The 25,493-nt window shown below is 43.4% G+C and carries 22 protein-coding genes and 1 tRNA gene; 17 read left to right on the forward strand and 6 right to left on the reverse strand.

Features of this window, described 5'->3' with window-relative positions:
• Positions 1–10: 10 nt before the first annotated feature.
• Together B2863_RS03275 and B2863_RS03280 are read right to left on the reverse strand one after the other, a co-directional pair.
• On the reverse strand, positions 11–874 hold the full coding sequence (locus B2863_RS03275; RefSeq protein ID WP_296207478.1) for a methyltransferase domain-containing protein: 864 nt from the start codon (positions 872–874) through the stop codon (positions 11–13).
• Positions 875–929: 55 nt separating this feature from the next.
• Positions 930–1,211: a hypothetical protein gene (locus B2863_RS03280; RefSeq protein WP_101206189.1), complete on the reverse strand. Its 282-nt coding sequence runs from the start codon at positions 1,209–1,211 to the stop codon at positions 930–932.
• Positions 1,212–1,680: 469 nt separating this feature from the next.
• Between B2863_RS03280 and B2863_RS03285 the strand changes: the two genes are divergently transcribed.
• The 7 genes from B2863_RS03285 to B2863_RS03315 all read left to right on the forward strand — a co-directional run bounded on the left by B2863_RS03285 (position 1,681) and on the right by B2863_RS03315 (position 10,023).
• The gene (locus tag B2863_RS03285) at positions 1,681–1,860 is read left to right on the forward strand and encodes a hypothetical protein (protein WP_296207479.1); all 180 of its coding nucleotides are present in this window, start codon (positions 1,681–1,683) and stop codon (positions 1,858–1,860) included.
• Between the two features lie 292 nt (positions 1,861–2,152).
• Positions 2,153–4,945: a DNA gyrase subunit A gene (gene gyrA, locus B2863_RS03290; RefSeq protein WP_296207481.1), complete on the forward strand. Its 2,793-nt coding sequence runs from the start codon at positions 2,153–2,155 to the stop codon at positions 4,943–4,945.
• A gap of 176 nt (positions 4,946–5,121) precedes the next feature.
• Positions 5,122–6,192, forward strand: coding sequence for an EamA family transporter RarD (gene rarD / locus B2863_RS03295; protein WP_296207482.1), 1,071 nt, complete (start codon positions 5,122–5,124; stop codon positions 6,190–6,192).
• A gap of 240 nt (positions 6,193–6,432) precedes the next feature.
• Entirely contained in the window at positions 6,433–7,503 is a 1,071-nt protein-coding gene (gene rarD / locus B2863_RS03300; RefSeq protein ID WP_057759099.1) for an EamA family transporter RarD, read from the forward strand.
• 194 nt (positions 7,504–7,697) lie between these two features.
• Entirely contained in the window at positions 7,698–8,366 is a 669-nt protein-coding gene (locus tag B2863_RS03305; protein ID WP_296207485.1) for a glutathione S-transferase, read from the forward strand.
• Positions 8,367–8,460: 94 nt separating this feature from the next.
• Positions 8,461–8,772 carry a hypothetical protein gene (locus B2863_RS03310; RefSeq protein WP_296207487.1) on the forward strand — a complete coding sequence of 104 codons (312 nt, stop codon included), beginning with the start codon at positions 8,461–8,463 and terminating at the stop codon, positions 8,770–8,772.
• A 102-nt stretch (positions 8,773–8,874) separates the two neighbouring features.
• Positions 8,875–10,023 (forward strand): ribonuclease Z, encoded by a 1,149-nt coding sequence (locus B2863_RS03315; RefSeq protein ID WP_296207488.1) that lies wholly within the window; start codon positions 8,875–8,877, stop codon positions 10,021–10,023.
• Between the two features lie 40 nt (positions 10,024–10,063).
• Here the strand turns inward: B2863_RS03315 and B2863_RS03320 are convergent, their stop codons facing one another.
• On the reverse strand, positions 10,064–11,035 hold the full coding sequence (locus B2863_RS03320) for an ATP-binding protein (protein ID WP_296207490.1): 972 nt from the start codon (positions 11,033–11,035) through the stop codon (positions 10,064–10,066).
• A 192-nt stretch (positions 11,036–11,227) separates the two neighbouring features.
• On the opposite strand from B2863_RS03320, the gene B2863_RS03325 reads away from it, so the two are divergent.
• From B2863_RS03325 to B2863_RS03335, 3 genes are all read left to right on the forward strand, one after another.
• Positions 11,228–12,253 (forward strand): serine/threonine protein kinase, encoded by a 1,026-nt coding sequence (locus B2863_RS03325; protein WP_296207492.1) that lies wholly within the window; start codon positions 11,228–11,230, stop codon positions 12,251–12,253.
• A gap of 168 nt (positions 12,254–12,421) precedes the next feature.
• Positions 12,422–12,982 (forward strand): DJ-1/PfpI family protein, encoded by a 561-nt coding sequence (locus B2863_RS03330; protein WP_296207570.1) that lies wholly within the window; start codon positions 12,422–12,424, stop codon positions 12,980–12,982.
• Positions 12,983–13,012: 30 nt separating this feature from the next.
• The gene (locus B2863_RS03335) at positions 13,013–13,411 is read left to right on the forward strand and encodes a ribbon-helix-helix domain-containing protein (RefSeq protein ID WP_296207493.1); all 399 of its coding nucleotides are present in this window, start codon (positions 13,013–13,015) and stop codon (positions 13,409–13,411) included.
• A 213-nt stretch (positions 13,412–13,624) separates the two neighbouring features.
• Here B2863_RS03335 and B2863_RS03340 read toward each other — a convergent pair.
• The 3 genes from B2863_RS03340 to B2863_RS03350 form a co-directional block, all read right to left on the reverse strand.
• Positions 13,625–13,709, reverse strand: a tRNA-Leu gene (locus B2863_RS03340).
• A gap of 207 nt (positions 13,710–13,916) precedes the next feature.
• Positions 13,917–15,698, reverse strand: coding sequence for a sigma 54-interacting transcriptional regulator (locus tag B2863_RS03345; protein ID WP_101206181.1), 1,782 nt, complete (start codon positions 15,696–15,698; stop codon positions 13,917–13,919).
• Positions 15,699–15,788: 90 nt separating this feature from the next.
• Positions 15,789–17,153, reverse strand: coding sequence for a two-component system sensor histidine kinase NtrB (locus B2863_RS03350; protein WP_101206180.1), 1,365 nt, complete (start codon positions 17,151–17,153; stop codon positions 15,789–15,791).
• Between the two features lie 135 nt (positions 17,154–17,288).
• Here B2863_RS03350 and rimO point away from each other — a divergent pair, with 135 nt between their 5' ends.
• The 7 genes from rimO to rseP all read left to right on the forward strand — a co-directional run bounded on the left by rimO (position 17,289) and on the right by rseP (position 25,443).
• Entirely contained in the window at positions 17,289–18,875 is a 1,587-nt protein-coding gene (gene rimO / locus B2863_RS03355) for a 30S ribosomal protein S12 methylthiotransferase RimO (protein ID WP_101206179.1), read from the forward strand.
• Between the two features lie 172 nt (positions 18,876–19,047).
• Entirely contained in the window at positions 19,048–19,773 is a 726-nt protein-coding gene (pyrH, locus tag B2863_RS03360) for a UMP kinase (RefSeq protein ID WP_057759121.1), read from the forward strand.
• A gap of 112 nt (positions 19,774–19,885) precedes the next feature.
• Positions 19,886–20,440 (forward strand): ribosome recycling factor, encoded by a 555-nt coding sequence (frr, locus tag B2863_RS03365; RefSeq protein WP_296207495.1) that lies wholly within the window; start codon positions 19,886–19,888, stop codon positions 20,438–20,440.
• Positions 20,441–20,828: 388 nt separating this feature from the next.
• The gene (gene uppS, locus B2863_RS03370; protein WP_296207497.1) at positions 20,829–21,587 is read left to right on the forward strand and encodes a polyprenyl diphosphate synthase; all 759 of its coding nucleotides are present in this window, start codon (positions 20,829–20,831) and stop codon (positions 21,585–21,587) included.
• Between the two features lie 189 nt (positions 21,588–21,776).
• The gene (locus B2863_RS03375) at positions 21,777–22,586 is read left to right on the forward strand and encodes a phosphatidate cytidylyltransferase (protein ID WP_296207499.1); all 810 of its coding nucleotides are present in this window, start codon (positions 21,777–21,779) and stop codon (positions 22,584–22,586) included.
• A 175-nt stretch (positions 22,587–22,761) separates the two neighbouring features.
• Positions 22,762–23,970 carry a 1-deoxy-D-xylulose-5-phosphate reductoisomerase gene (gene ispC, locus B2863_RS03380; protein ID WP_296207500.1) on the forward strand — a complete coding sequence of 403 codons (1,209 nt, stop codon included), beginning with the start codon at positions 22,762–22,764 and terminating at the stop codon, positions 23,968–23,970.
• Positions 23,971–24,066: 96 nt separating this feature from the next.
• A complete protein-coding gene (gene rseP / locus B2863_RS03385; protein ID WP_296207502.1) occupies positions 24,067–25,443 on the forward strand; it encodes an RIP metalloprotease RseP in 1,377 nt (458 codons plus the stop codon).
• The last annotated feature ends 50 nt before the right edge of the window (positions 25,444–25,493 follow it).

Genomic DNA, 25,493 nt, shown 5'->3' on the forward strand with positions numbered 1-25,493 from the left:
TCTTCTAAATTTACCGTTTAGCCAAAATGTGTAAGTAACGCCCAAGCCACTTGTACGGCTCTAACTGTGAGTAGCGTAACTCCATCCTAATCACTGCATCTGGATCGTTATGACCGCCACGTTTGAGTGGTGCATAGTCATGAAACACTCGTAAACCACTGCTACGTACCGTCTGATAATTATGCGCTTTGAGCCAAGACTCGACCTCTTCTTTGGCCACGGGATGGTTGGGGGTGAGGCTTTTCTTATTGTCCGCTTTGTAATCGTTACCATCAAGTAAGCTATCGAGTAAGTTAAAATTCCCCATGATAAGGTTACGATAATCAAAACTCGCTGGATTATAGAAGCAGACGGATAGCGCGCCACCATCTATTAAGTGCTTATCAAAAAAGTCCATGACTGCCGCTGGTTCTGCCAACCATTCAAGTAGCGCGTGCGACATAATCAAATCAAATTTTTCTGCCTCTGCCTGAGCCAGTTTTTCCTCAAGCGCTTGATAAGGGCAAACATACCATGTGATATCTAGCTTTTTATCAATTTTTTCTGCGCTCGCTTTCGCCTTCTCAAGCATATTTGCTGATATATCATTGATGACTACGCTATGACCTTGAGCAGCAAGTTCTATCGCAATTTGTGCAAGCCCTGCACCTACATCCAAGATACGTAAAGGTCGCCCGAGTGCCTCACTCATCTGCGCGCTATATTCAAAAATATCACGTCGTAATACGGCCAATCGAATCTCGCCTTTTAAACCACCATACACTTTCTTTTCAAAATGATCGGCGATAGCATCGAAGCTACGATCTGCTCGCTCGTTTTCTGCTGGTATAGAAAGGTTTGAGTCAGGCTGACTATCTTGATGTTTAGTTGTCATAGGTATTTAAATCAATAATTAAGAGGGTCAAATTAATAAAACTATTCAGTATTAACTAGCGTTTCAGGCGTCTGTTAATTACCCATTTAAAAACGACCTTCGCTAATACAATAACGACAAATACCACGATAACAAACACCCACATACCATTGCCTTGTAAATTTTCTTGATAGGCTTTTGATAAATATGCTGATAAAGCCATAGCGACTAAAAGTGCTCCCCAACGGACATAAGGGACAGCGCGATTGTTATGGTTAGGAAAGCTAGCAACGTAATCGCTCGAAAAGCTGTATAGCACCATTGCTAAAATCCAAACAATTGCAAGAATGATATCCATAGTAATAGTAGCCTGTTAGGTCGTTATGTAAGTGCTATAAAAGATGAGGTAGTGTAGCGTTTAGAAATTTTTTGTCCAGTATCACTCAAAAAATAGCTGCATCAAAGTGGTTTAAATCATAATGTGCTCATTAAAATAATATGATTTTGAAAACATTATGATTTTGAAATACAGTCTGCTTATGAAAACAATATGGCCATAACAATAATCATTTCACGTCAGAGACAGTTGTAGGTGTTGTTGTATTGGCTAAATATCTTCATCATCCTAGTTGTTTGGTCGATAGAGCTTATATGCAAACCACATATGAGCTCTATGCTCAAGATTTTAGCGTTAAATTAAATGTCGTGTTGAACTGTAGATAGAAATATAAGTATCTACTCAGTTAATCAAAATAAATCTTGTCGAGCTGTACTGAATGAGTATAGTATTTTTCTATTTAATATCCATCAGATACGGAGAATAAACAATGAAATCAATCAGCACAGCGCTACTCGCCCTAGTATTTGCCTTCACATCTACGAGCCAAGCCCAAGCTCGAAATACGCCTTGTTCAGGTAAAATGGGCGGGGTATCTCATTGCTCAGCAGATGGTAAGTTCGTCTGTAAAAATGGCAAAATCAGCCAATCAAAAAAAACCTGCCATTAGAATTATTTTAGCGTGTGTCAATAATTCAAAATATCACTGCAAATGAACCGCCTAGCTTGATTTTAATGGTGGTCAGAACCCCCTAAATCAGCAAATTTGTGCTAAAATAGCTTCTTTTATTAAACATTAAAACTATCGCTATTTTCCTATTGTTTTGCACGTGTAGCAGTGTTTTTTTATGGTATCTATTTTGGTCATGACTGCCCATTTATGTGGCAGTATTTTTATATGATCTATGGGTGCCATAAGCGATGTGTCAACGTTAGAAAAAAATGTGAGTGAAGGAGTGTATATGAGCGAATCGGTCAGTCCTATTGGCATCGTAGATGAACTAAAGCAGTCGTATTTGGATTATGCGATGAGCGTGATCGTCTCGCGTGCGCTGCCTGATGTGCGTGATGGGTTCAAACCTGTACACCGCCGCGTGATGTATGCCATGCACGTGCTATCAAACGATTATAATAAACCGTACAAAAAATCAGCACGTGTGGTTGGTGATGTTATCGGTAAGTACCATCCACATGGCGATAGTGCAGTCTATGATGCCATCGTACGTATGGCGCAGGATTTCAGCTTGCGTTATCCAATGGTTGATGGTCAAGGTAACTTTGGCTCGATCGATGATGATCCTCCGGCAGCGATGCGTTATACCGAAGTACGTATGACCAAACTGACCCACCAGATGCTTGCTGATTTGGACAAAGACACGGTCGATTGGGAAGACAACTACGACGGCTCTGAGCGCATGCCAAGCGTGATGCCAGCGCGTATTCCTAACCTATTGGTCAATGGTGCGACGGGTATTGCCGTTGGTATGGCGACCAATATGGCCCCGCATAATCTGACCGAAGTGATTAATGCTTGTCTGGCCTATGCTGAAAACCCACAAGTTTCAGCCGAAGAGCTGATGTCGCATATCTCAGGTCCTGATTTTCCTACGGGCGGTATTATCTATGGCCGCGCGGGCATTTTAGATGCTTATCGTACGGGTAAAGGCCGTTTGCATATTCGTGGTCGTTATCATATCGAGCCGATGAGCAATTCTGGCGTCAACCGTGATCGTGAGCGCATCGTATTTACCGAAGTACCTTATCAGGCCAACAAAGCCAAACTGATTGAGCGTATCGCAGAGCTGGTTCGTGATAAAAAAATCGAAGGCATTAGCGAAATTCGTGATGAGTCTGATAAAGATGGTATGCGTATCGCTATTGACTTGCGTCGCGGCGAGACAGCTGAAGTTATCGTTAATAACCTATTTCTACAAACGCCACTAGAGTCTAGCTTTAGTATCAATATGGTGGCACTCGATAATGGTCAGCCAAAACTATTGACCTTGCGTCAGCTTATCGCTGCATTTGTCCGTCATCGTCAAGAAGTGGTGACCCGCCGTACGATTTATGAATTGAACAAAGCTCGCGTTCGTGGTCATTTACTCGAAGGTCTGACGGTTGCTCTAGCCAATATTGATGAGATTATCGCGACGATTAAAGCCTCTGCAAACCGTGGCTTGGCTCGTGAAAGTCTATTAAATAATACATGGGGTTCAGGTAGCGTCGTTGCGATGCTCACAGCTGCTGGTAGTCAGTCAGTACGTCCTGAGTTTATCGATGGCGAAGATCCTAAAGCGCCGTTTGGTCTGATCGAAGGCGAAGAGCGTTATCGCTTGTCACTCGAGCAGGTCAATGCGATTTTAGATATGCAATTGCATCGTTTGACTGGTCTTGAGCAAGATAAATTGACCGAAGAGTACCAAGACTTACTGCGTGAAATCGCGCATTTAGAGTCTATTCTTGGTGATTTTGATAAGCTGATGGCAATTATCTCTAATGAGATGATTGAGATTCGTGATAACTTTGGTGATGAGCGCCGTACCGATATTATCGATTCACGTATGGACTTTAGTCGCGAAGACCTTATTCCTGAGCAAACGGTCGTTATGACGGTATCGCGTACTGGCTACGCCAAAACTCAGCCGATTGACGACTATGTAGCACAAAAACGTGGCGGTAAAGGTAAGTCTGCCACAGCAATGAAAGAAGATGATGTAATCGATCATTTAGTCGTGACATCAACGCATTCGACGGTACTGTGTTTCACTGATAGTGGACGCGTCTTTAGTTTACGTGGTTTTGAAGTACCGATTGCCAGTCGTGGTGCTCGCGGTCGTCCATTGGTCAATCTAATTGGTCTAAATAGCGACGAAACCGTTACGACGATATTGCCAATTCCAAAAATCGTGGAAGATACATCAGTAGTAAGTGAGGTATCAGAAGTAAGCAATGATGACGATTCGGTAGAAGATAGCAACCAAGCAGAGCCACCTTTTGTATTCTTTGCCACGGCCAACGGTACAGTGAAGCGGGTAGAGCTGAAGCAGTTTGCCAATATTCGCTCGAACGGTTTGATTGCGGTTGGACTAGAAGATGGTGATAAATTGGTCAGCGCTCGTATCACTAACGGTAGCCAAGAAGTGATGTTGTTTGCTTCAAGTGGTAAAGCCATTCGTTTTGATGAGAATGATGCGCGTGCGATGGGCCGTACGGCAAAAGGCGTCCGCGGTATGCGTCTGGCTACTGATGAATTTATCAAATCATTAGTCGTTATCGAAGATGACGTACGTGAAATCTTGATTGCTTGTGAAAATGGCTTCGGTAAACGTACCTTTATTGATGAGTTCAATACGCAAAATCGTGGTGGTGGCGGTGTGATCGCTATCAAGACCAGCGAGCGTAATGGCGCGTTAGTACGAGCGACTAAGGTTGACTCTACTGATGATATTATCTTAATCTCTGATAAAGGTACGTTGGTTCGTACCCCAGTTGAGCATGTTGCTAGCTCTGGTCGTAATACGCAAGGCGTGACACTGATTCGTCTGTCAAAAGACGAAAAACTGGTTGCCATGGCGCGTGTTGAGCACGAAGAAAGTGATGACGAGCTTATCGATGCCATGAGAGAAGACGGTACGTTTGAGGTGGCAGGTCAGGAGCAGATAGATATTGATGCGACAACTGACAATACTGCAACTACCGACGTCGATGATGCGATTGATATTGCAAACGATCATAAACCAAGTGACAATCTATAATAGACTAACTATGCATAAGACGATGACGAGTAATAGTCTTGGTAATTAGCTTTTGAGTCTAGTCTCTTAGCATTTTTCTAGAAAAAAGCCTCTGACGTTATCGTCGGAGGCTTTTGTTTTTTAACTCTCATTTTTTCAATACTGTAAATAAGGTTCTATTTTTTAAGGCTGTTGTTATGCTTACGACCAATCAAACTTTTCAGGGAACGGTTGCTTCGGTAACATCGAGCTTTTTATTCTCGATGATGTTTTTGTTTGGACTGTTTATGCTGCCCTTAACAGGGACGCAGGTAGCGTCATGGCGTGTGCTCATGATGTTGCTCAGTTTGGTAGTTTTGGTCAGTTTGACTAAGCAGTGGCAACGTGTTTTTGATTATATAAAGACGCTAAAGACAATCAAGGAGTGGTTAATATTTATACTGCCTGCGCCAATCCTAGGTGGGCAGATTTGGTTATTCATGTGGGCACCGGTCAATGGGTTTGGTCTCGATGTCACGTTGGGCTATTTTTTATTGCCGCTAGTGATGATTGTGCTTGGTCGATTCTTTTACCATGAGTATATGAGCATCTTTCAATGGGCTGCCGCGATATTTGCAGCACTCGGTATCGGCTACGATATTGTTCAGTATGGTTCAGTATCTTGGGTGACACTGTTTGTATGCTTGGGTTATCCACCGTATTATCTGCTACGCCGCACCCTTTCTGTACCGCCCATTACAGGGTTGTTGTTTGATTTGACACTGTTGACACCAGTCGTGCTCATCGTGCTCTATATGACGGGCGGTTTTGATGTTGCGGTGCAAGATATGAAGTTCTGGTATCTATTGCCGCTGCTTGGTGCTTTTAGTGCGCTTGCGATGTCGCTGACGATGATTGCTAGTAGCAAGCTGCCAGTATCACTGTTTGGGGCATTAAGTTATATAGAGCCGATGCTGTTATTTGTGTTGTCTATCACCATTTTGAGTCAAAGCCTTGAAGAAGGTGGTTCGCTCTTTATGTATGGCATGATTACGCTTGCGCTACTGGTCATGATGGCTGATAGTATAAAAGGCTATCTCGTTCGTCAGCGTAATGACCGCTTGCATGGCTATAGAGAGCTTCAAATTGGCGGCTTCCCACCGCGTCGTCATTTTATCAATCAGCGTATCGACGGCGTGCTAAAAGCCCATCGTTTTCGCAAGATTCGTCGTTACCAAAAGAAGATGGATAAGATACAGCAAAAAATTGAACAACTCGATGCAAAATAAGCACTTACCTGCATTAAATTTACTCAATTTAAAAGTTTAGACACTAGATGAACAGTGGCATTGCTTATTCATTCTGACTTTGACATAATGCCGACCATGATGTAAGCCTAACACATCAAAAGCGTTCAACTTAGATTGCGCGACGACCTTATATGCAAAAGCCTCAGACGTTCTCGTCTGAGGCTTTTGTTTTTTTTAAAAATTGCCATGGATGTGCCCCAATCTTTAAAGGCTGTTGTGATGCTGACTACTAACCAAACCTCGCAGGGTACAATCACCGCTGTCGCTGCAAATTTTTTATACTCATTACTGTTTTTATTTGGTCTACTGCTGCAACCATTATCAGGTACGCAAGTCGCTTCGTGGCGTGTGCTGACAATGTTTTTTAGTCTCGTGCTGCTGGTCAGTGTACTAAAGCAATGGCAGCACATTTTTGATTATCTAAAAACACTAAAGAACGCAAAAGAGTGGTTTTTATTTATATTACCCACACCGATTTTGGGCGCGCAAATCTGGATATTTATGTGGGCGCCAGTTAATGGCTTGGGGCTTGAGGTAACGTTGGGTTATTTCCTATATCCGATGATTATGATCGTTGTCGGCAGGTTCTTTTACAACGAAGACATGAGCTTACTTCAGTGGGCTGCTATTGTATGTGCAGGTCTCGGTATCGCTTACGATATTTTTGAGTATGGTGCTATTTCTTGGGCGACTTTATTTGTTTGCTTGGGTTATCCTCCTTATTATCTACTGCGTCGCAAGTTGGCAGTACCGCCTATTACTGGTCTGATTTCAGACCTTGTATTGTTGTTACCAGTGGTATTGGTCGCGCTGTATATGAATGGTGGTTTTGAAGTAGCAATCACCAACCACAAGCTTTGGTATCTGTTGCCGTTATTAGGCATCATCAGTACCGCTGCAATGTCACTCACAATGGTAGCGAGTCAGAAGCTGCCTGTCTCACTATTTGGGACTTTGTGCTACCTTGAGCCAATATTCTTGTTCATCTTCTCAATCGCAATTTTAGATCGTAACTTACATGATGGTGGCTCCATGCTGATGTACAGCATGATTTTCATCGCACTGCTGATTATGATTGCTGATAGCGCATTGGGTTATATGGCGCGTAAACGTGAAGACCGTTTACATGGCTACAATGAGCCACAAGTAGGCAGTTTTCCACCACGTCGCCGCCTGAAAAACCGCCGTATCAAAGGTGTACTAATCGCGCATCGATTCCGTCAGATCAAGAAGTATCAGCAAAAAATAGATAAAATGACGCGCAAGATTGAAGCATTACATTTAGATTGATGTTGAAGAGTATACCGTCTTAGATAGTATCGATTCGGTAGGCATGGTTTTCCAGCATGTCTGCCAACTCACAGTATTAAAGAAGTAGAAATTACGCTATTATCGAGAGCAGTAGGGCCACGATTGAGTGAACGTATGGCGCTATATCTGAGATATTATGGCTGATTTACTACAATATATAACTAGGACGGTTTATGTTACATCTTCATCATTTAGCAAACTCGCGCTCGTTTCGTATTATCTGGCTGTTGGAAGAGCTCGACGCCGATTATAAACTGACTTGCTATGAGCGCAATAAAGCATACCGTGCTCCTGATAGCCTAAAGCAAGTGCATCCAATTGGTAATGCGCCGATATTAGAAGAAGACGATCGTGTGCTGATTGAATCAGGGTTTATCATTGAGTATTTGATTAAGCACTACGATAAAGAAAAGCAGTTCAAACCTGATGATAATAACGAAGCAGCATGGGAAGCCTATACGTTTTGGCTACACTTTGCAGAGGCTTCATTAATGCCACTGTTGGTCATGCGTTTGGTATTCACAAAAGTGGTGTCTCAGTCGCCGATGCTAATTAAACCTATCAGCAAAAAAATCCAAGGTCAGATTGAAAAAAATATGATCAGTAGCGGTTTGGAGAAGATGCTAGATATGATGGAGCGTCATCTACATGAAAATCATTGGTTTGCAGGTAGTGAATTTAGCGCCGCTGATATTCAAATGCATCTTGCGGTCTTGGGTGCCAATGCTGGTGCAGGTTTAGATCAGAGTAAATATACCAATCTTTTGAACTGGCTCAAACGCTGCGAAGAGCGAGATGCCTTTAAGCGAGCAGAAAAAAAGGGTGGCCGTCTGAATTTTTAGAGGATACTGGTATAATCCTCTCTCAACGCTTAAGTAGCCATGTAGACTAAAGGCTTTGTTTATGAATAAACAAAGCCTTTTTTAGGATAATGTTATGACAGACTTAAACACCTCGAATAAAGACCATCTGAAACAAGATAGCCTAGACAAAGATGACAATCAGTCAGCAAATAAAACATCACTTAATAAGCAAGATACCAGTATGCAAGAAAATAATAGACAACAGATTAATAGCCAACAAGTTTCTATCAAATCGTGGTCACAGAAAATTCTAGTGGTAATTCTGTGTGCAGCGAGCTTTTATGGTGGTTGGAAATCTTACGAATCAAATATGGTAAACGAGTGCACCGCCAATGGTGGACAAATGGTTGAAGGTCAAAAAACCATGATATGCCAATTATCATAGCTAGGGCGTATTCTTCGTTTATCTTATTCTGTCATTGATTTAGGATGAAGAGATGCTCTCGTACTTCTCAGAAAGTACTCCTGATAAATAAAAGGCATCATTATGCTAAAGCTAACCTTTTTGGGTACCTCTGCAGGTGTACCGACCAAACAGCGCAATGTGACTGCACTGGCAATAGAGTGTCTGAATCCGCATACCTCTGGTGGACAGCAAGGAAGTCATCAACGGAACACTCAGAGTAAGAAATCGCGTCCATGGGTGCTGATTGATTGCGGAGAGGGCACGCAGCAGCAATTGCTACATACTAAGCTCTCCTTACATCAATTGGCTGCTATCTGCATCACTCATGTACATGGTGATCATTGCTATGGTCTACCAGGGCTATTAGCTAGTGCTGCCATGTCAGGACGCCGTGAGCCATTAACTTTGATTGCCCCAAAAGCAATCGCGACACTGCTCGAAGCCATTACCGCCACTACAGAGCTGTATTTACCTTTTGCTCTTAATTTTGTAGCGATTGAAGAGGTGTTAGCTGAGCAAGGTGATACGAACAAAGTCAATATTAGCTTAAGCGACCAACATCAGCTTGATATTGATATCACGCCGCTATCACATCGGGTTGCTTCTCATGCCTTTGGTATTACTCAGACTATTAGCCGCCGCCTCCTTAATACAGATAAGCTTGTGGCTGATGGTATTCCAGCCAGTGCACTATGGGGCAAGTTACAGCAAGGCGAAGATGTCACGACTGAGGGTAATAGACAATTGCGCTCAGTAGATTATGTTGACAATGAGATACAGCGGACGCGAGTGGTAGTGGCAGGAGACAATGATGCGCCAAATTTGTTAAGCAAAGCCGTTATCAATGCGGATTTATTGGTGCATGAAGCGACTTATACCCATGAAGTACTGACTAAGATTCAAGCCAAAAACCCAAACTATGATCCGATGCATAGCAGTGCGCAATTGCTCGGCGAATTTGCCCAAGCGGCTGGACTTAAAAATATAATTTTGACGCACTTTAGCGCCCGTTATCAGGGTTTTGATAATCCTAATAGCAAGACACCAAACATGGCACATATTCGTTTAGATGCTGAGAACATTTATAAAGGCAATCTCTGGCTGGCGGCAGATTTTGACCAATATATGGTTGATGGTGCAATTGAATTAGTAAGCAATCAAGAGGGCAGTCAAAAGGACAGTCAAGAGGATAGTCGCGTGCAGTATATAGGCTCTGCACGCAGTGATTAGATATGGCTAAGCTTAGATATAATTGAGCGTTAAATATGACCTAGCGCTTACTGTCTTCGATAGCCAATTGTGTTTCACCACTCCAAAAGCGGCTGAACTGGTAAGCAACTCGTCCTGAGCGTCCACCACGTTCTGAGGCCCAACGTAGCGCATCCTTTCTGATCTTATCAGGCATAGACTGACTTGCTAAAATGTCCTTAGCATCATTATCTATATCAGCTGAGATTTTTTGCTGCTCTAAATTCAGATAATGCTGAACGATTTGCAGATAAGTCTGCTGATCCATAGGATGGAAAGTAAGGGACAAACCGAACCGATCTGATAATGACACGGTTTCATCAATGGCCTCATAGGGATTGACTTCATCCGTCTGCCCATTATAGATATCGACATTGTCTTTCATCATCTGCGGTAGCAGGCGACGACGATTACTAGTGGCGTAGACCAGTAGTTTGTCTTGCTCAGAGTCTAGCGAGCCATCGAGCACGCTCTTTAGCGCACGATAGCTTTCGTCTTGACCATTAAAAGCGAGGTCATCACAGTATACGATATAGCGGCAATTGCAATCTGCTGGCAGGGCATTAATAGCAGCACGAATCTTATCCAATACTTGCAGATCATCGCGCGCAACCTCAATAATACGCAAGCCTTCACTATGATGGGCTTGTAGCAAAGCGCGAATCAATGATGACTTACCGGCACCGCGTGTGCCTGACATCAATATATGGTTGGCAGGGTAACCTTTAATAAACTGGCGGGTATTTTGTACCAGTTTCGATTTTTGCGTATCGATACCATGCAAGTCATCTAAGCTCAAAAACAGGTTGACCGACAAAGGCTGCAGGTGACCAGTGCGTCCACCAACCCAGCGATAAGCAAGCTGGCTTGGATCGATTTCAATAGTTGGTGTGACTCGCTCTTGTAAGTACTGACTGAGCAAATCTAGCAATGGTGCGGGTAGGGTGTAAGTAGGTTGCTCAGATGGCGTGGTCGGGATAGTTGGTTGTGACATAGTGGCTCTAGCAGTTAAGGTTGTCTTTAATACCATACCCAAAAATACAATTAACGCTGCTGAAATTTTAGTGCCTACAATCTTAGTACCTATTAATCGTAGTACTTGTAATCATTATTCGCGCTATTATTATCTTTGGAAATGATACGAATGGGAAGGCAATAATCTCACTATATTATGAGAAACAATACCATGGAAAATAGTGCCAGTAATCCGTCTATTACGCAAGCTTTGCAAGCGCAGGCGATGCAGCTATTACCTATTATCAACCAAGAACTGGACGCACAATATTTTAGGGAAATAGTGAATCAACGTATTGCTCAGCAAAGCACAGAACAAACGCAAGATGTCAAAACGCAACATATCGAAAATACTTACTTTCAAGGTTTAACACGTGCCCAGCATCCGCAATTTGGCAGTGTGATGATTAAATGGCAGTTGAGTGATGGCACTTATCCTATCGCTTCTGATTTAACTCATGAAGCGGATATTTTAGCTGCTGTAAATGCTTCATTAAAAATCACAGATAATACTATCGCACCGCCACTACTGGCGCATCATTGTCTAAACGTCCAAATACTAGAGCAGTTGCAACACCTAGTTATAGTAGTCACACCTTATTACTCTAATGGTAGCTTGGTGAGTCAGCTGACCGCTTCAAAACACCTGTCACTAATAGCATCACAAAAGCATCATTTCATCACTCAGGCTGCATGCTTGATAGCTAATTTGCATCAGGCTGGTTGGCTACATAATGATATCAAGCCCAGCAATATTTTGATTAAAGGTTCTGACGATAAATGGCTTGCAGATACTATGAGTAATGGTCTGCCTCCTAGATTATTACTCACTGATTTTGCTTTAGCACAACGTATGACGGGGGCTAATAGCCAACCAAATCCTGCTGGTACACCAGCGTATCTCGCACCTGAGCGCTGGCAAGGTCAGAGTGCAACGGTACAAAGTGATATCTACGCGTTTGGCGTAATGATGGTTGAGATACTAACAGGAAAACGCCCGTTTAAAGTAAGCGCCAATAGCAATGAGAAATCGAAAGCGTGGGCGATTCAGCATTGCCAACAACCCATTCCAACGTTACCAGCAGAATATAGTCACTATCAATATATGGTCGAAAAAGCATTGGCGAAGCGTGTAGAGAGACGGTATCAGGAGATGGATAAGATATTGATAGATTTAAAGTTATTAGACAATCACTAAGTTTATGATTTTATTTTCAAAAAGTGATTGTTTGTAGTATTCACATATTACCCAGTCGTTGTTTTTTATGTTTGAATGGATATTCAGGCTCATTTTAAGCGAAGTCGCTATAAACTAATTTGGGTTCCCGTATTTCATTACAGTGTTTTATTACAATACAGTGAGAATATCATGGCTAAAGTACTTATCATAACTGGTGATTTTGTTGAAGACTATGAAAACATGGTTCCGTTCCAAGCGCTACTAGCGATGGGGCATGACGTTAATGCGGTCTGCCCAGATAGAGTGGCAGGTGATAGCATTGCTACCTCAATACACGACTTCGAAGGTGATCAAACTTATACCGAAAAACGCGGTCATAACTTTGTTCTTAATGCGTCTTTTGCTGATATCAATGTAGAAGATTACGATGCCTTGTATTTACCAGGTGGACGTGCGCCAGAATACTTGCGCTTGAATGCTAAGGTCATTGCAATGATTCAGCATTTCGCAAATACTGATAAACCGATTGCCTCAGTTTGCCATGGGCCACAAATGCTGACGGCTGCTGGCGTATTGAAAGGTAAAAAAGTATCTGCTTATCCTGCGTGTCAGCCAGAAATAGAAATGGCTGGCGCTGAGTATGTCGAGTTACCTATGGATGGCGCTATTACAGATGGCAAGCTAGTAACGGCTCCTGCATGGCCTGCACATCCAGCTATGCTGAAGCAATTTGTTGCCTTGCTATAAGCTTAAATTAGTATCGAGAGAGGATATTATATGTGCCAACTTTTTATCAGGGCTGACGACAGCTTGTGGAGCTCTAAAACCAAATCACTTCGAATTCAGGGAGTTGTCACCTCAATTCGTTTAGAAGTGTTTTTTTGGGATATATTAGAAGAGTTGTCATTTCGGGATCAAATGACGGTTAATCAACTGATCACTAAGCTATACCTTGAATCTCTCGATGCTGATCATGATATTGGCAACTTTACCTCTTTTTTAAGAGTTTGTTGTTCTCGTTATTTGTCTTTAATAGCCGATGGCGATCTTTCTCGCGAAACAAGATTACCTTTAGAAAAAGTCGATGCAAAAAATATCATTCAACGTGAAACCCTCCGTAAAAATCAACGTAGTGCATTATTCAATAATAGTGAGGGAAACCTTTCTATTAATTAGTTCTGCCTATAGCAAGTGTATGAAAGCATTGATGCAGCGGGTAGAGAGGCGCTATCAGAGTATGGATGAGGTGTTGAAGGACTTAGAAAGGTCATAAAAACAGATTAATACATCTGGGGAGTTATTTTATAGTTTTAACACCAAATTCCAGACACAAAAAAACCTGCTAAAAAGCAGGTTTTGATATTTGGTCTAAGATGTACTATCCGAAAATGGTGGGGCTGGAGAGACTCGAACTCTCACACCTTGCGGCGCCAGAACCTAAATCTGGTGCGTCTACCAATTCCGCCACAGCCCCATTTTCGTTACTCTATCATCAAAAGCAATTAAACTCAAATGCTATCTAAATAGTTAACTGATTCGGTAGTGCGTCTCAGTGGTTGGCTATTATATAGAGTTTTAATTGTTTGGCAACCCCTATTTGCAATTATTTTTGAATATTTTCGATATTAATTTTAAGTAATTGATATTAATAATAATTTAATATCGTGTTTTATGCGTTTATTTATTCTTTAGTGGGTACTCTTGGGGCAGAAATCTCCAACTGCTGCAATTTGCGTGTCAGAGTATTGCGTCCCCAGCCGAGTAAGCTTGCTGCTTCTATCTTTTTACCACCGCTATGATTGAGTGCTGCTGTCAATAAAACGCGCTCGAACTCAGGAGTTGCTGTTTGCAGAATATCAGTTTCGCCCGTGTTTAGCGACTGCTCAGCCCAATCAGCCAATGCTTGCTGCCAACTTTGGCTTTTAGGCAACTGGTTACTTCGATCATTTTGATGATTATTTAACGCACTGCCTTTTAGTACATCGCTGCTTTGTGCCAAATGCTCTTGAGCATCTTCCTTCAATGAGCCATGCTCTTCATAAAGCACCGTATTAGGTGAGATGTTTTCAAGTAGCTCTGGTGGCAAGTCTGTCGCCATCACCGTATCACCAGTGGCCATCACCGTGAGCCACAAGCAGACGTTTTCTAATTGACGCACATTACCGCGCCAGTCAAACGTCTGCATAATTTGCAATGCGGCAGGATGGAGATGCTTCGGGGTAGTACTCATTTGCTCTGCGGCAGACTGCATAAAGTAGAGGGCTAATGCAGGAATGTCTTCAGGACGTGTACGTAATGGTGGTAGGGGTAATCGAATGACATTGAGGCGATAAAATAAGTCTTCGCGGAATCGGCTTTGTTTTACCAGCTCTTCTAAGTTTTGGTGGGTGGCTGCGATGATACGCACGTCGACCTTGATTGGCTGCTGACCACCAACACGATAAAACTCACCATTGGCCAGTACGCGTAACAGCCGTGTCTGAGTGCTAAAAGGCATGTCACCGATTTCATCTAAAAATAGAGTACCGCCATCTGCCTGCTCAAAACGGCCTTGACGCATCGTCGTTGCACCAGTGAACGCGCCTTTTTCGTGACCAAATAGCTCAGACTCGATCAAGTCATGTGGTATGGCTGCCATATTAAGCGCAATAAATGGTTGCTGTTTACGCGGAGAGTGTTGGTGCAATGCACTGGCCACCAATTCTTTACCTGTTCCAGACTCACCAGTGATTAAGACGGAAATGGGAGATTGTGCCAGCCTGCCAATAGCACGAAACACCGTTTGCATGGCTGGAGACTGTCCAATGATGCCGCTAGGGTTCCCATTATCTTTGGTTACGCCGGCACTTTTGTTCTTATTGTCTTTGGTTGTCTTACTAGAAGATGCGGCTTTAGGTTTTATCAGGTCTTCGGTAGACGTGTCAGACGTTGTATTGGTATTGGGTTCATCAGAAAGGGAAACAGTCGTTGTTTCTAAATTGGGCTGATAATTGATGGCTTTATAAATCGTTGCAACTGCATCATCTAAGTCAAAAGGCTTGGGCAGGTATTCAAAAGCACCAGTCTGATAGCTATTGATAGCAGAGGTCAGGTCTGAATGTGCCGTCATAATTACGATTGGCATTTTGGGGAAATGCTGATGGACCCAGTCGCTAAAAGACAATCCATCCATCATTGGCATACGAATATCGGTCAGTATGACGTCAGGTAATTGCTCAGCTGACTCTTGCTGTTTTAACACATCGTTAAGGCGAGTCCATGCTGCTTGTGCTTGAGTAAAACTGATAACGGTCAATCCAGCATCTTCAAACGTGTCGGCCAACACCATACGTAGGGCTGCATCGTCATCGATTAACCACAATGTTGCAGGGTGGTCGCTGGGTGCATTATTCACAGTTACTATTTGTGATTGTGGTGATTGATCATCGCTTTTAGGTTGGAGGTCGTCGCTATATTCAGTCATGTATTGGGCCTAATCAGCAATTATTGATGGTAAGTTGGGGATTGGGAGTTGGCGTTATGAAACTTAGCAGCCTTTAATTCATAATTTATTTTATGTCTCAGTGATGGGTTGAGTAAATGGTAGATATAGCGTAAATCGGGTTTGCTTATCTTCTTGCTCTTTTGTCGAGCTCACATCAATCATACCATGATGATGACTGATAATATCTTGGACGATGGATAATCCAAGACCTGTACCGGCTGCACGGCTAGTGACCATTGGGAAAAATATCTGACCGATCAATGCTGGATCAATACCTGAGCCATTATCAGTAATAGTAATTTGCATCACTTGCTTGTGCTGCTGCCCGACGATCGTATGCTGAAAGGCAACCCGCGTTTGAATATGCAATGTCGGTTGATAATCAGAATTGCCCTCAGTTTGTATGGCAGATTGTGGTGATTCTTGAGACTCTGAGATTTTATTCTGTTGTAGCGTTTGTTCGAACTCAGTCATCGACTCACAAGCATTATTAATAAGGTTTAAAAACACTTGAATCAGCTGATCCTTATCTGCACACAACTCTGGCAATGATAAATCATAATCACGCTGTAACACTACCTGTGGATACTGATTGGTCACTAAGGTTAAGACATGCTCTAAAGGCTCATGGATATTGAGCGTTTGCCAGTTTGGCAGTTGATTGGAACCCAGAAGCTGCCCAATAAGATGGGTTAACCGATCAGTCTCTGAAATAATAATGTCCGTATAGTTGCGCAGTTTTTGATTCATTTTTTGCAAATCATGCTGCGCGTCAATGTTAGTAGTTGTCAAAGCATTATCAACACTAGAGGTGCTAGTGGTAGATGCGTCGCTGAATTTAATAAACTGCCGTTGCAACAGTTGGGCTGCCCCGCGAATACCAGCAAGAGGGTTCTTTATTTCGTGTGCTACCGAGCGTAGCATATGACGGGCAACTGTGTATTGCTGCTGTTGACGCTGCTCCTCAGAAATACGACTTTGCCGATCTTTACCCCACATCTCGATAATAAAATAAGGCTGCTGTTCATAGATGACTGGTGTGACGCTATAGTCGACTGACAATGATAAATTACCGTTTAACGGTGTTTTTATGATGTGGTCATGATCGATAAAAGGCTGCTGATAGTTCTGCGCTTGCACAAAGCGCTCCGTCAACGAATATGCTGGCTCGCTCGAAGCCTCGTTTTCATTTATATCACCACTATCATTATCGATAAATGCAGTATCTTTAGTCTTTAATTCATCAGGTGCGAGCAGTGTCAATATTGATTGATTGATTAGTCTGCCGCTACTAATGGCGAGTAGCTGCTCGGCTTGAGCATTCAACCGTGTGATTGATAGCTCATCGTTAACCCATAAAATAGCGGTGAATAAATGCTGAGATATAAATGCGAGGTCAGGGGTTGTTTTGGCGGTTATAAAATCAGCGTTCATCAGTAGGGCCCAAAAAAGTCAGATGCTTGAGATAATATTTAACCACAAATCAAGACTATAGAGCGGCAAAACTGGTGATTTTTGCAAAAAAAACGTACAATGCGCTCAGCCAATTTATCTCTAGCAAGGTCAGCCATGTCCAAAACTTCTACCGAGTCAGTGAATACGACAGCAACAGCTCCTCTATCTGCCGTAAAAGACACTGCCACTATCTTCAATCCTGCCGCGCCTACCATAGTACAAGCGCAGAGTCAGGCAGATGTCAGTCAAACAGATGCTAAACAACCTTACCATCATAAAGCCAATCACAATCAGAACCGTAGTGTAGCCCAAAGCAGTGATGTTACGACTGCCAATGCGACTGCTACGATGCCAGTTAGTGCGGCGCCAAAGATTGGTTTTGTGTCACTAGGTTGTCCAAAAGCATTGGTAGATAGTGAGCGTATTATCACTGAGCTAAGCCGTGACGGCTATCAAGTGGCCAGTGATTATGATGGTGCTGACTTGGTCGTGGTAAACACTTGCGGCTTTATTGAGTCAGCGGTACAAGAGTCACTTGATGCGATCGGCGAGGCCATTAGCAAAAATGGTAAAGTGATTGTCACTGGCTGTCTGGGCAAAGAAGCGGACAAAATCCGTGAGATGCATCCGGCTGTACTAGCAGTGACGGGCGCGCATGCCTATGACGAAGTGATTACGGCAGTGGCGCAGCATGTGCCTAAGCCAAATCGCAGTCAGGACGCCAACTATGATCCAAAAATAGATTTGATTAATGAAGCGGGTATCAAACTGACCCCAAGCCATTATGCTTATCTAAAAATATCAGAAGGCTGTAATCACCGTTGTACGTTCTGCATTATTCCAAGCTTGCGCGGTGATTTGGTATCGCGCCCGATTGATAATGTGATGAACGAAGCACTGGCGCTCAAAAAAGCTGGCGTGAAAGAGTTACTTATCATCTCGCAAGATACCTCGGCATATGGCCTTGACCTAAAGTACAAGACCAGCTTTTGGAATGGCATGCCGCTCAAGTCTAAGTTTTATGACTTATGCCAAGCATTGAACGATTTGGGCATTTGGGTACGCCTGCATTATGTCTATCCGTATCCACACGTAGACAAAGTCGTTGAGTTGATGGCTGAGAAGAAACTACTGCCTTATCTGGACATTCCGTTCCAGCATGCCAGCCATCGTATCCTAAAGGCGATGAAACGTCCTGCGCATAGCGAAAACACCTTGGCTCGTATCAAAGCGTGGCGTGATATCTGTCCTGATATCGTGATTCGTTCGACCTTTGTGGTTGGCTTCCCTGGCGAAACAGAAGAAGATTTTCAGTGCTTGCTTGACTGGTTAGTTGAAGCACGCCTCGATCGCGTGGGCGCATTTACTTATTCAGAAGTAGAAGGCGCAGTGGCCAATGACTTGCCTGATCATGTGCCTGAAGACGTCAAGCAATCTCGCTATGAGCGTTTAATGGCGCTACAGCAAGATATTTCAGCGCAAAAGCTACAAGAAAAAGTCGGCAAGACTTTAACGGTATTGGTCGATGAAATTGATAGCGATGAAAATATTGCTATTTGCCGTAGCTATGCTGATGCACCTGAAATTGATGGTCATGTCTATGTTGATGACATCAACGCTCAAGTCAAAGTAGGGCAGTTCTTAACCGTGACTATCGACGATGCTAGCGAATACGATCTATTCGCCAGTTATCAAGGCTAGATATCCAATAAGATATGCGAGTGAAAATTGCCCAATGGCGGGCAGTTTTTGCTACAATTAGCGCAATTTAGCCTTTTTAATACGCTTAGCTGTAAGTGTGGCGTTGTGGCCAAACTCGATTTGTATTTTACCGATAATTTTCTTTATAATTTCATGATAACAAGGTGACCTCATGTCTGACAAAAACCCGCGTTACGCTCGTATCTTGCTAAAACTCTCCGGTGAAGCCTTAGCTGGTAGTAAAGACATGGGTATTGATACCGAAGTGCTTGATAAAATGAGCTTGTCTATCGCTCACTTGCGTGGACTTGGTGTCCAAGTTGGTATCGTGGTCGGTGGTGGTAACTTATATCGCGGTGCGCAATTACAAAAAGAAGGTCTGGTTGGCCGTGTTACTGGTGATCAGATGGGCATGCTAGCGACCGTTATGAACGGACTGGCGATGCGTGATGCGCTTGAGCGTCGCAACATAAAAACTCGCTTGATGTCTGCATTGCCAATTGGTGAAGTCACCGAAAGCTATAGCAGTCGTAATGCCATTCGTTATCTTAAAAACGGTGAAGTTTGTATCTTTGTCGCAGGTACGGGCAACCCATTCTTTACCACTGACACCGCTGCATGTTTGCGCGGTATCGAAATCGAAGCTGGTTTGATTTTAAAAGCGACTAAGGTCGATGGCGTTTATGACAAAGACCCAAGTCTGCATGACGATGCAGTCAAATATGATGGTCTGACTTTTGATGAAGTACTAGAGCAAAAGCTAGGCGTCATGGATTTAACGGCTATCGCATTATGCCGTGAGCATAACGTACCGCTACAAGTGTTTGACATGACTAAGCCTAATGCATTGTTGAATGTCATTATGGGTGAAAATGAAGGTACACGAGTTTTTCATTAATTGATGCGATACTGGTAATTAACGTCAGTAAATAGCTAACGATTAGCAATAAATAATTAATATCCCAATAGCAAATAAAAAATTTGTCGGTAACGATAAATAAGGATACACAATGATTAAAGAGATTAAGCAAGACGGCGAAGCACGCATGCAAAAAACATTGGAAGCGCTTGAAAGTACTTTCAGTAAAGTTCGCACTGGACGTGCACACCCAGGCATGTTGTCAGGCGTGATGGTCAGCTACTATGGTTCTGATACACCGCTAAACCAAGTAGCCAGCGTCAACGTTGAAGACTCACGTACGTTATTGGTTCAACCGTTTGACCGTACGATGGTACAAGCAGTAGACAAAGCTATTCGCGAAGCAGATTTGGGCCTAAACCCGATGACGGCTGATGTGATTCGTGTGCCAATGCCAGCGTTGACCGAAGACACCCGCCGCGATATGCAAAAACTTGCTCGCGGAGAAGCAGAGAGCAGCCGTGTGTCTATCCGTAATATCCGCCGTGATATGATGAATGACATCAAAGAGTTAGCCAAAGAGAAAGAAATCTCAGAAGATGATGAGCGCCGTGCTAACGATGACATCCAAAAAATCACTGACAAGTATATCGAAACAATCGATGCTCGCTTAAGCAAAAAAGAAAGCGATTTGATGGAAGTTTAAGACTAATATACTTGTCATTTATAGCAAGAATCAGTTCGGTAGATTATCTGTAATTGAGCAGCCAATACTTTGTAGCTATTGGCTGTTTATTATTGTGTAGACTGATATAGTCAATCCTTTATAAAAGAGTGACAGCGTTAACCTCGCTTAAAGTATCACAGTTACATCTGCACTCGGTTGCCTTGTCTCTCTTTTAAACTGAATCAACTATATGAAGCCATCTCAAGGCAAGCCAAAGATGTGATTGATTGAACTGGATTCATCGCATTCTGAGCACTGAAAACTAACGACGCAATTGTGATAAGTTAGTGAATTATATAAATGGCGCTTTTTAATCGCTGTTGCACACTTTATTATTATTTTACCTCAACAATAAGCAAGTTCGCCTATGTCCACTTCAGCCGTTTTGGCGCCCGCTATTCTTCCTCGTCATATCGCCATCATTATGGATGGTAATAATCGCTATGGTAAGGCCAATGATTTGGGCCACGGTCAAGGGCATGTGGCTGGCAAAGACGCGCTCGATCCTATCGTTGAGTATTGTGTCAATACAGGCATTGAAGTGCTGACCGTATTTGCATTTTCTAGTGAAAATTGGCAGAGACCGCCTAGTGAAGTGGCACTGTTGATGCAGCTGCTCACATCGACGATTCATGAGCAAATGCCGCGTATGAATGAGTATCGTATTCGCTTGCGTTTCATCGGTGATCGCAGTCAACTTAGTGAGTCATTACAAACGCTAATGGCTGATGCGGAAGAAAAGACGGCAGAGTTTGATGCGATGACGCTGGTAATTGCGATTAGCTACGGTGGGCAGTGGGATATCGCAAATGCAGCAAAACAGCTGGCTCAGCAAGTGCAAGCTGGCGAATTAAAAGCTGAAGATGTCAATGAAGAGCTGTTAGGTAACTACGTGCAATTAGCTGATACCCCGGCAGTAGATATGCTGGTACGTACGGGCGGCGAGTATCGTATTTCTAATTTCTTATTGTGGCAATCTGCTTATGCTGAGCTGTTTTTCACTCCCACATTATGGCCAAATTTTACAGCAGAAGAGCTGGCTTTGATGATCGCAGAGTTTGCTAAACGCCAACGCCGTTTTGGCAAAACCAGCGAGCAGGTAGTGGTAGAGCAGCAAGGTCACTGAGCAATGAGTTGATAGATAAGTTTAGTCGGTTCAGTTCAGTTAGTATTGTATAACTGGTCAATAGGGTTGGTTTATGCAATGATAAACGGCTTGAATTAGTATTGAATGCTATCACTAGGCCATCGTTAGTTAGCTGCTATAATGCATTTTTTGACCATCTGTTCTTCATTATTATAAGGCTCGATAAGTATGTGGCAACGAATTAAGACGGCAATTGTTCTCGTTATTATCGTTGGTATTGCAATGTTTGCGAGCCAAACGCCTATTTTATTTGCACCACTGTTGGCCATTGGGGTCATTATCGCCGCTCATGAGTGGGCTAAATTGATGCCTAAGTGGCGCCAGCCTGCGGTATTCGTTCTATTGATTTTAGCGCTTACTATACTCTCACTGATGTTCAAGGTAACTTGGTTGTTTTGGTGGGTGGCTTCGTTAGTAATATGGCTGATGGCGCTGTCTTGGGTTCGAGTTTTCCCGACACAAACGAGGTGGTACGGCAACCAGCTGGCAATGATGGGCGCGGTTATTTTGACGGCATCTATCACGGCGATGTTCTATCTCTGGCAACTGTCGGCATGGTGGCTGCTGTATGTGTTCTTATTAGTATGGTGTGCAGATAGTGGCGCATATTTCGTTGGACGCAAGCTTGGTCGCCGAAAAATGGCACCCAATGTTTCGCCCAATAAGAGCATGGAAGGGTTGGCTGGTGGCCTCGTCACAGGGCTGTTAGTTGTGATAGCTATCAGCGTCTTTAAATTACAGCTGACCGGTGTACCGTTAATCGCATTTGTAGCGTTATCGGCCATCACTATTCTTGCCTCTGTACTTGGAGACTTGTTTGAGTCAATGCTCAAGCGCCGTGCTGATGTAAAAGATTCAGGCACTATCTTGCCAGGTCATGGTGGTATCCTTGATCGTATCGATTCTCTGTTGTCTGCCACACCGATATTTGCCCTTGGTTTTTGGGCGATACAGCAGCTTGGTTTGATAGTGGTATAAGGTTTATAGCAGCACTGTTCTATTTAAACCTGTTCTGTAGTCAGTCCACCATAATGTTGGTATAAGTCAGACAGCGAGCAATGCGTTGGTATGACAAGCGAAGTTATCAGAGCAGTGATTTTATAGTTAACAGACGATATTTTATTTTTATTATTTTTAAGTATCATGGGCATTGATGGTTATGACGCAACGCATCGCCGTACTAGGCGCGACAGGCTCGATTGGCGATAGCACTTTAGCAATATTAGCGGCGCAACCGCACACTTATGAAGTCTATGCTTTGTCAGGCTATCATCGCTTAGATAAGCTATTTGCACTTTGTCAGCAGTTTTTGCCGAAACGCGTCAGTGTGCCGACGTCAGCCGTGGATGATTTTGCTAACAGGCTTAAAGCCGCAGGGATTGCTAGTGATGTCGTAGGAGGCGAGGCAGGATTGGTAGATATCGCTACTGACTCGCAGACTGATACGGTGGTAGCAGCGATTGTAGGGGCGGCAGGGTTGCCGTCTACATTGGCAGCAGCACGTGCAGGCAAACGTATCTTATTGGCCAACAAAGAAGCTTTAGTTATGGCAGGTAAGGTCATGATCGATGCGGTCAAGACGCATAAAGCCACTTTGCTGCCGCTGGATTCTGAACACAATGCTATTTTTCAGTGCTTGCCACTTGCTATTCAGCAAGACAATACGCAAATCCATCAGTCAAATCATGGTGTCCGCAAACTGTGGTTAACAGCTTCTGGTGGGCCATTTTTGCAGCAGTCGTTTGAGCAGATGCAGCAGGCAAGCGTCGCAGAAGCGGTCAAACATCCGAATTGGTCAATGGGTCAAAAGATATCCGTCGATTCGGCGACGATGATGAACAAGGGGCTTGAGCTGATAGAAGCCTGTCACTTATTTGACTTGCCTGAAGATAAGATAAATGTGGTTATTCATCCACAAAGTATCATTCACTCAATGGTAGAATATAGCGATGGCAGCTTTTTGGCGCAGTTGGGTAGTCCAGACATGAAAACGCCCATTGCGCACGCGCTGAGTTACCCTGATCGGATTGATAGTGGCTCGCAGCCATTAGATTTATTCGCACTTAGTGGTTTAGAGTTTATTGAGCCAGATCTACAAAAATTTGCCTGCCTGCGTTTGGCTCGCCAAGCCATGCAAGCTGGAACACAAGCTACTATTGTGCTTAATGCGGCAAATGAAATTGCAGTGGCGGCGTTCCTCGATGGGAAAATTCGTTTGACGGATATTGCTAATATTAACGAACAAGCCTTAAATGACATACAGCTGCCACCATTGAAAGAAACCGCTGACATAGAAGATATATTGGCAATCGATAAGATTGCACGCCACTTGACTGATAAGTTGGTAGCAAAGCTGACATAATCATAGCAAGCGTCTCTTAGCTGATACATGACATTGATAAACGATATTAGCGAAGATGTTAATAAAAATGCTGAGAGATAATAATGAGAAAAAATCATGACGTTTTTACTAACACTTCTTGCCGCCATATTTGTTTTAGGCCCGCTTATTGCCTTACACGAGTGGGGACATTATATTGTGGCGCGGCTTTGCGGTGTCAAAGTGCTAACGTACTCTATCGGTTTTGGTCCTAAAGTTTTTGGTTGGACCAGTAAAAAGAGCGGCATCGACTATCGTATCTCAGCATTGCCACTTGGCGGTTATGTGAAGATGCTAGATGAGCGTGAAGGTAATGTCGCAAAAGATGAGCAGCACCTTGCGTTTAATCGGCAACATCCGCTCAAGAAAATTGCTATCGTTGCAGCTGGCCCTATCATGAATTTTGTTATCGCTATCGCGCTATTTTGGGTACTATTTATGACCCCATCTGAGCAGTTGGCGACTAAGATTGGACAGGTACTACCAGATACGCCTGCTGCAATGGCACAGTTACCAGTCGGTGATAAGATTGTTGCGATTGATGGACATGATGTGCAGACATGGGAAGGTATTAACTATCGCCTTGCAGGACGTATGGGTGAGACGGATAATGTCAGCATTACCTTGCAGTCAGACGCCCAAACCAATCAGTCGACTAAGACCTATCAAGCACCAGTTACGCAGTTTATGCAAGGTAAGGCTCAAGGCAAAGACGCACTGACCAGCTTTGGTATGTTGCCGTGGCAGCCGCAGATTGCGCCGATTGTAGGCGGTTTGGCTCCCGATGGTGCCGCTAGCCGCCAAGGTCTAAAGGTTGGCGACCGCATTACTGCTATTAATAATGAGTCAATCGAAGATTGGATTACTGCCACACGTATCATCCGTGATAATCCTGAAACGCTATTGAACTTTACGGTGTTGCGTGATGATAAGTCTGTACAGTTGCAGATTATGCCTCAAGGTAAAAAAGACAACTTGGGTAATGATTACGGACAGATTGGTGCGATGGTAGATCAGACTGAGATTGTGATTCCTGATGATTACAAGACTACCGTGGTCTACGGTCCTAGTGAGTCGTTAGTTAAGTCGTTTGAAAAGACTGAGCAGCTAGCAGTAATGACGGTAAGCTCGATGGGGAAAATGCTGTCAGGTATGATTGGTTTAGACAATTTATCAGGGCCAATTACTATTGCTAAGGTCGCCAAACAAAGCTTTGATATCAGTTGGCAAATGGTATTATCGACAGCGGCGCTAATTAGCTTGAGTCTTGCCGTCTTAAACCTTTTGCCGATTCCAGTATTAGATGGTGGTCATATTGTCTATCATTTTATCGAGCTGATTCGTGGTAAGCCACTGTCTGAAGGTGTGCAAATGGTCGGTCTAAATATCGGTTTACTCTTGCTGGCAGGTTTCATGGTGTTAGCAATTGGTAATGACATCAGCCGGCTATTTTGATCGGCTGATGAGCAATATGGCTGATAAAGCACGATATACTAATGGTTTTA

Source organism: Psychrobacter sp. UBA3480, assembly GCF_002377945.1.
GTDB lineage: Bacteria > Pseudomonadota > Gammaproteobacteria > Pseudomonadales > Moraxellaceae > Psychrobacter.

What these genes read in the sequence shown, in the direction of transcription:
- pyrH (WP_057759121.1), top strand. Translation starts at nt 19,048, where the DNA reads ATGTCTGACAAAAACCCGCGTTACGCTCGTATCTTGCTAAAACTCTCC.
- B2863_RS03320 (WP_296207490.1), bottom strand. Translation starts at nt 11,035, where the DNA reads ATGTCACAACCAACTATCCCGACCACGCCATCTGAGCAACCTACTTAC.
- B2863_RS03285 (WP_296207479.1), top strand. Translation starts at nt 1,681, where the DNA reads ATGAAATCAATCAGCACAGCGCTACTCGCCCTAGTATTTGCCTTCACA.
- rseP (WP_296207502.1), top strand. Translation starts at nt 24,067, where the DNA reads ATGACGTTTTTACTAACACTTCTTGCCGCCATATTTGTTTTAGGCCCG.
- B2863_RS03275 (WP_296207478.1), bottom strand. Translation starts at nt 874, where the DNA reads ATGACAACTAAACATCAAGATAGTCAGCCTGACTCAAACCTTTCTATA.
- ispC (WP_296207500.1), top strand. Translation starts at nt 22,762, where the DNA reads ATGGTTATGACGCAACGCATCGCCGTACTAGGCGCGACAGGCTCGATT.
- B2863_RS03375 (WP_296207499.1), top strand. Translation starts at nt 21,777, where the DNA reads ATGTGGCAACGAATTAAGACGGCAATTGTTCTCGTTATTATCGTTGGT.
- B2863_RS03305 (WP_296207485.1), top strand. Translation starts at nt 7,698, where the DNA reads ATGTTACATCTTCATCATTTAGCAAACTCGCGCTCGTTTCGTATTATC.
- rimO (WP_101206179.1), top strand. Translation starts at nt 17,289, where the DNA reads ATGTCCAAAACTTCTACCGAGTCAGTGAATACGACAGCAACAGCTCCT.
- gyrA (WP_296207481.1), top strand. Translation starts at nt 2,153, where the DNA reads ATGAGCGAATCGGTCAGTCCTATTGGCATCGTAGATGAACTAAAGCAG.
- frr (WP_296207495.1), top strand. Translation starts at nt 19,886, where the DNA reads ATGATTAAAGAGATTAAGCAAGACGGCGAAGCACGCATGCAAAAAACA.
- B2863_RS03280 (WP_101206189.1), bottom strand. Translation starts at nt 1,211, where the DNA reads ATGGATATCATTCTTGCAATTGTTTGGATTTTAGCAATGGTGCTATAC.
- B2863_RS03310 (WP_296207487.1), top strand. Translation starts at nt 8,461, where the DNA reads ATGACAGACTTAAACACCTCGAATAAAGACCATCTGAAACAAGATAGC.
- rarD (WP_057759099.1), top strand. Translation starts at nt 6,433, where the DNA reads ATGCTGACTACTAACCAAACCTCGCAGGGTACAATCACCGCTGTCGCT.
- B2863_RS03345 (WP_101206181.1), bottom strand. Translation starts at nt 15,698, where the DNA reads ATGACTGAATATAGCGACGACCTCCAACCTAAAAGCGATGATCAATCA.
- rarD (WP_296207482.1), top strand. Translation starts at nt 5,122, where the DNA reads ATGCTTACGACCAATCAAACTTTTCAGGGAACGGTTGCTTCGGTAACA.
- B2863_RS03350 (WP_101206180.1), bottom strand. Translation starts at nt 17,153, where the DNA reads ATGAACGCTGATTTTATAACCGCCAAAACAACCCCTGACCTCGCATTT.
- B2863_RS03315 (WP_296207488.1), top strand. Translation starts at nt 8,875, where the DNA reads ATGCTAAAGCTAACCTTTTTGGGTACCTCTGCAGGTGTACCGACCAAA.
- uppS (WP_296207497.1), top strand. Translation starts at nt 20,829, where the DNA reads ATGTCCACTTCAGCCGTTTTGGCGCCCGCTATTCTTCCTCGTCATATC.
- B2863_RS03325 (WP_296207492.1), top strand. Translation starts at nt 11,228, where the DNA reads ATGGAAAATAGTGCCAGTAATCCGTCTATTACGCAAGCTTTGCAAGCG.
- B2863_RS03335 (WP_296207493.1), top strand. Translation starts at nt 13,013, where the DNA reads ATGTGCCAACTTTTTATCAGGGCTGACGACAGCTTGTGGAGCTCTAAA.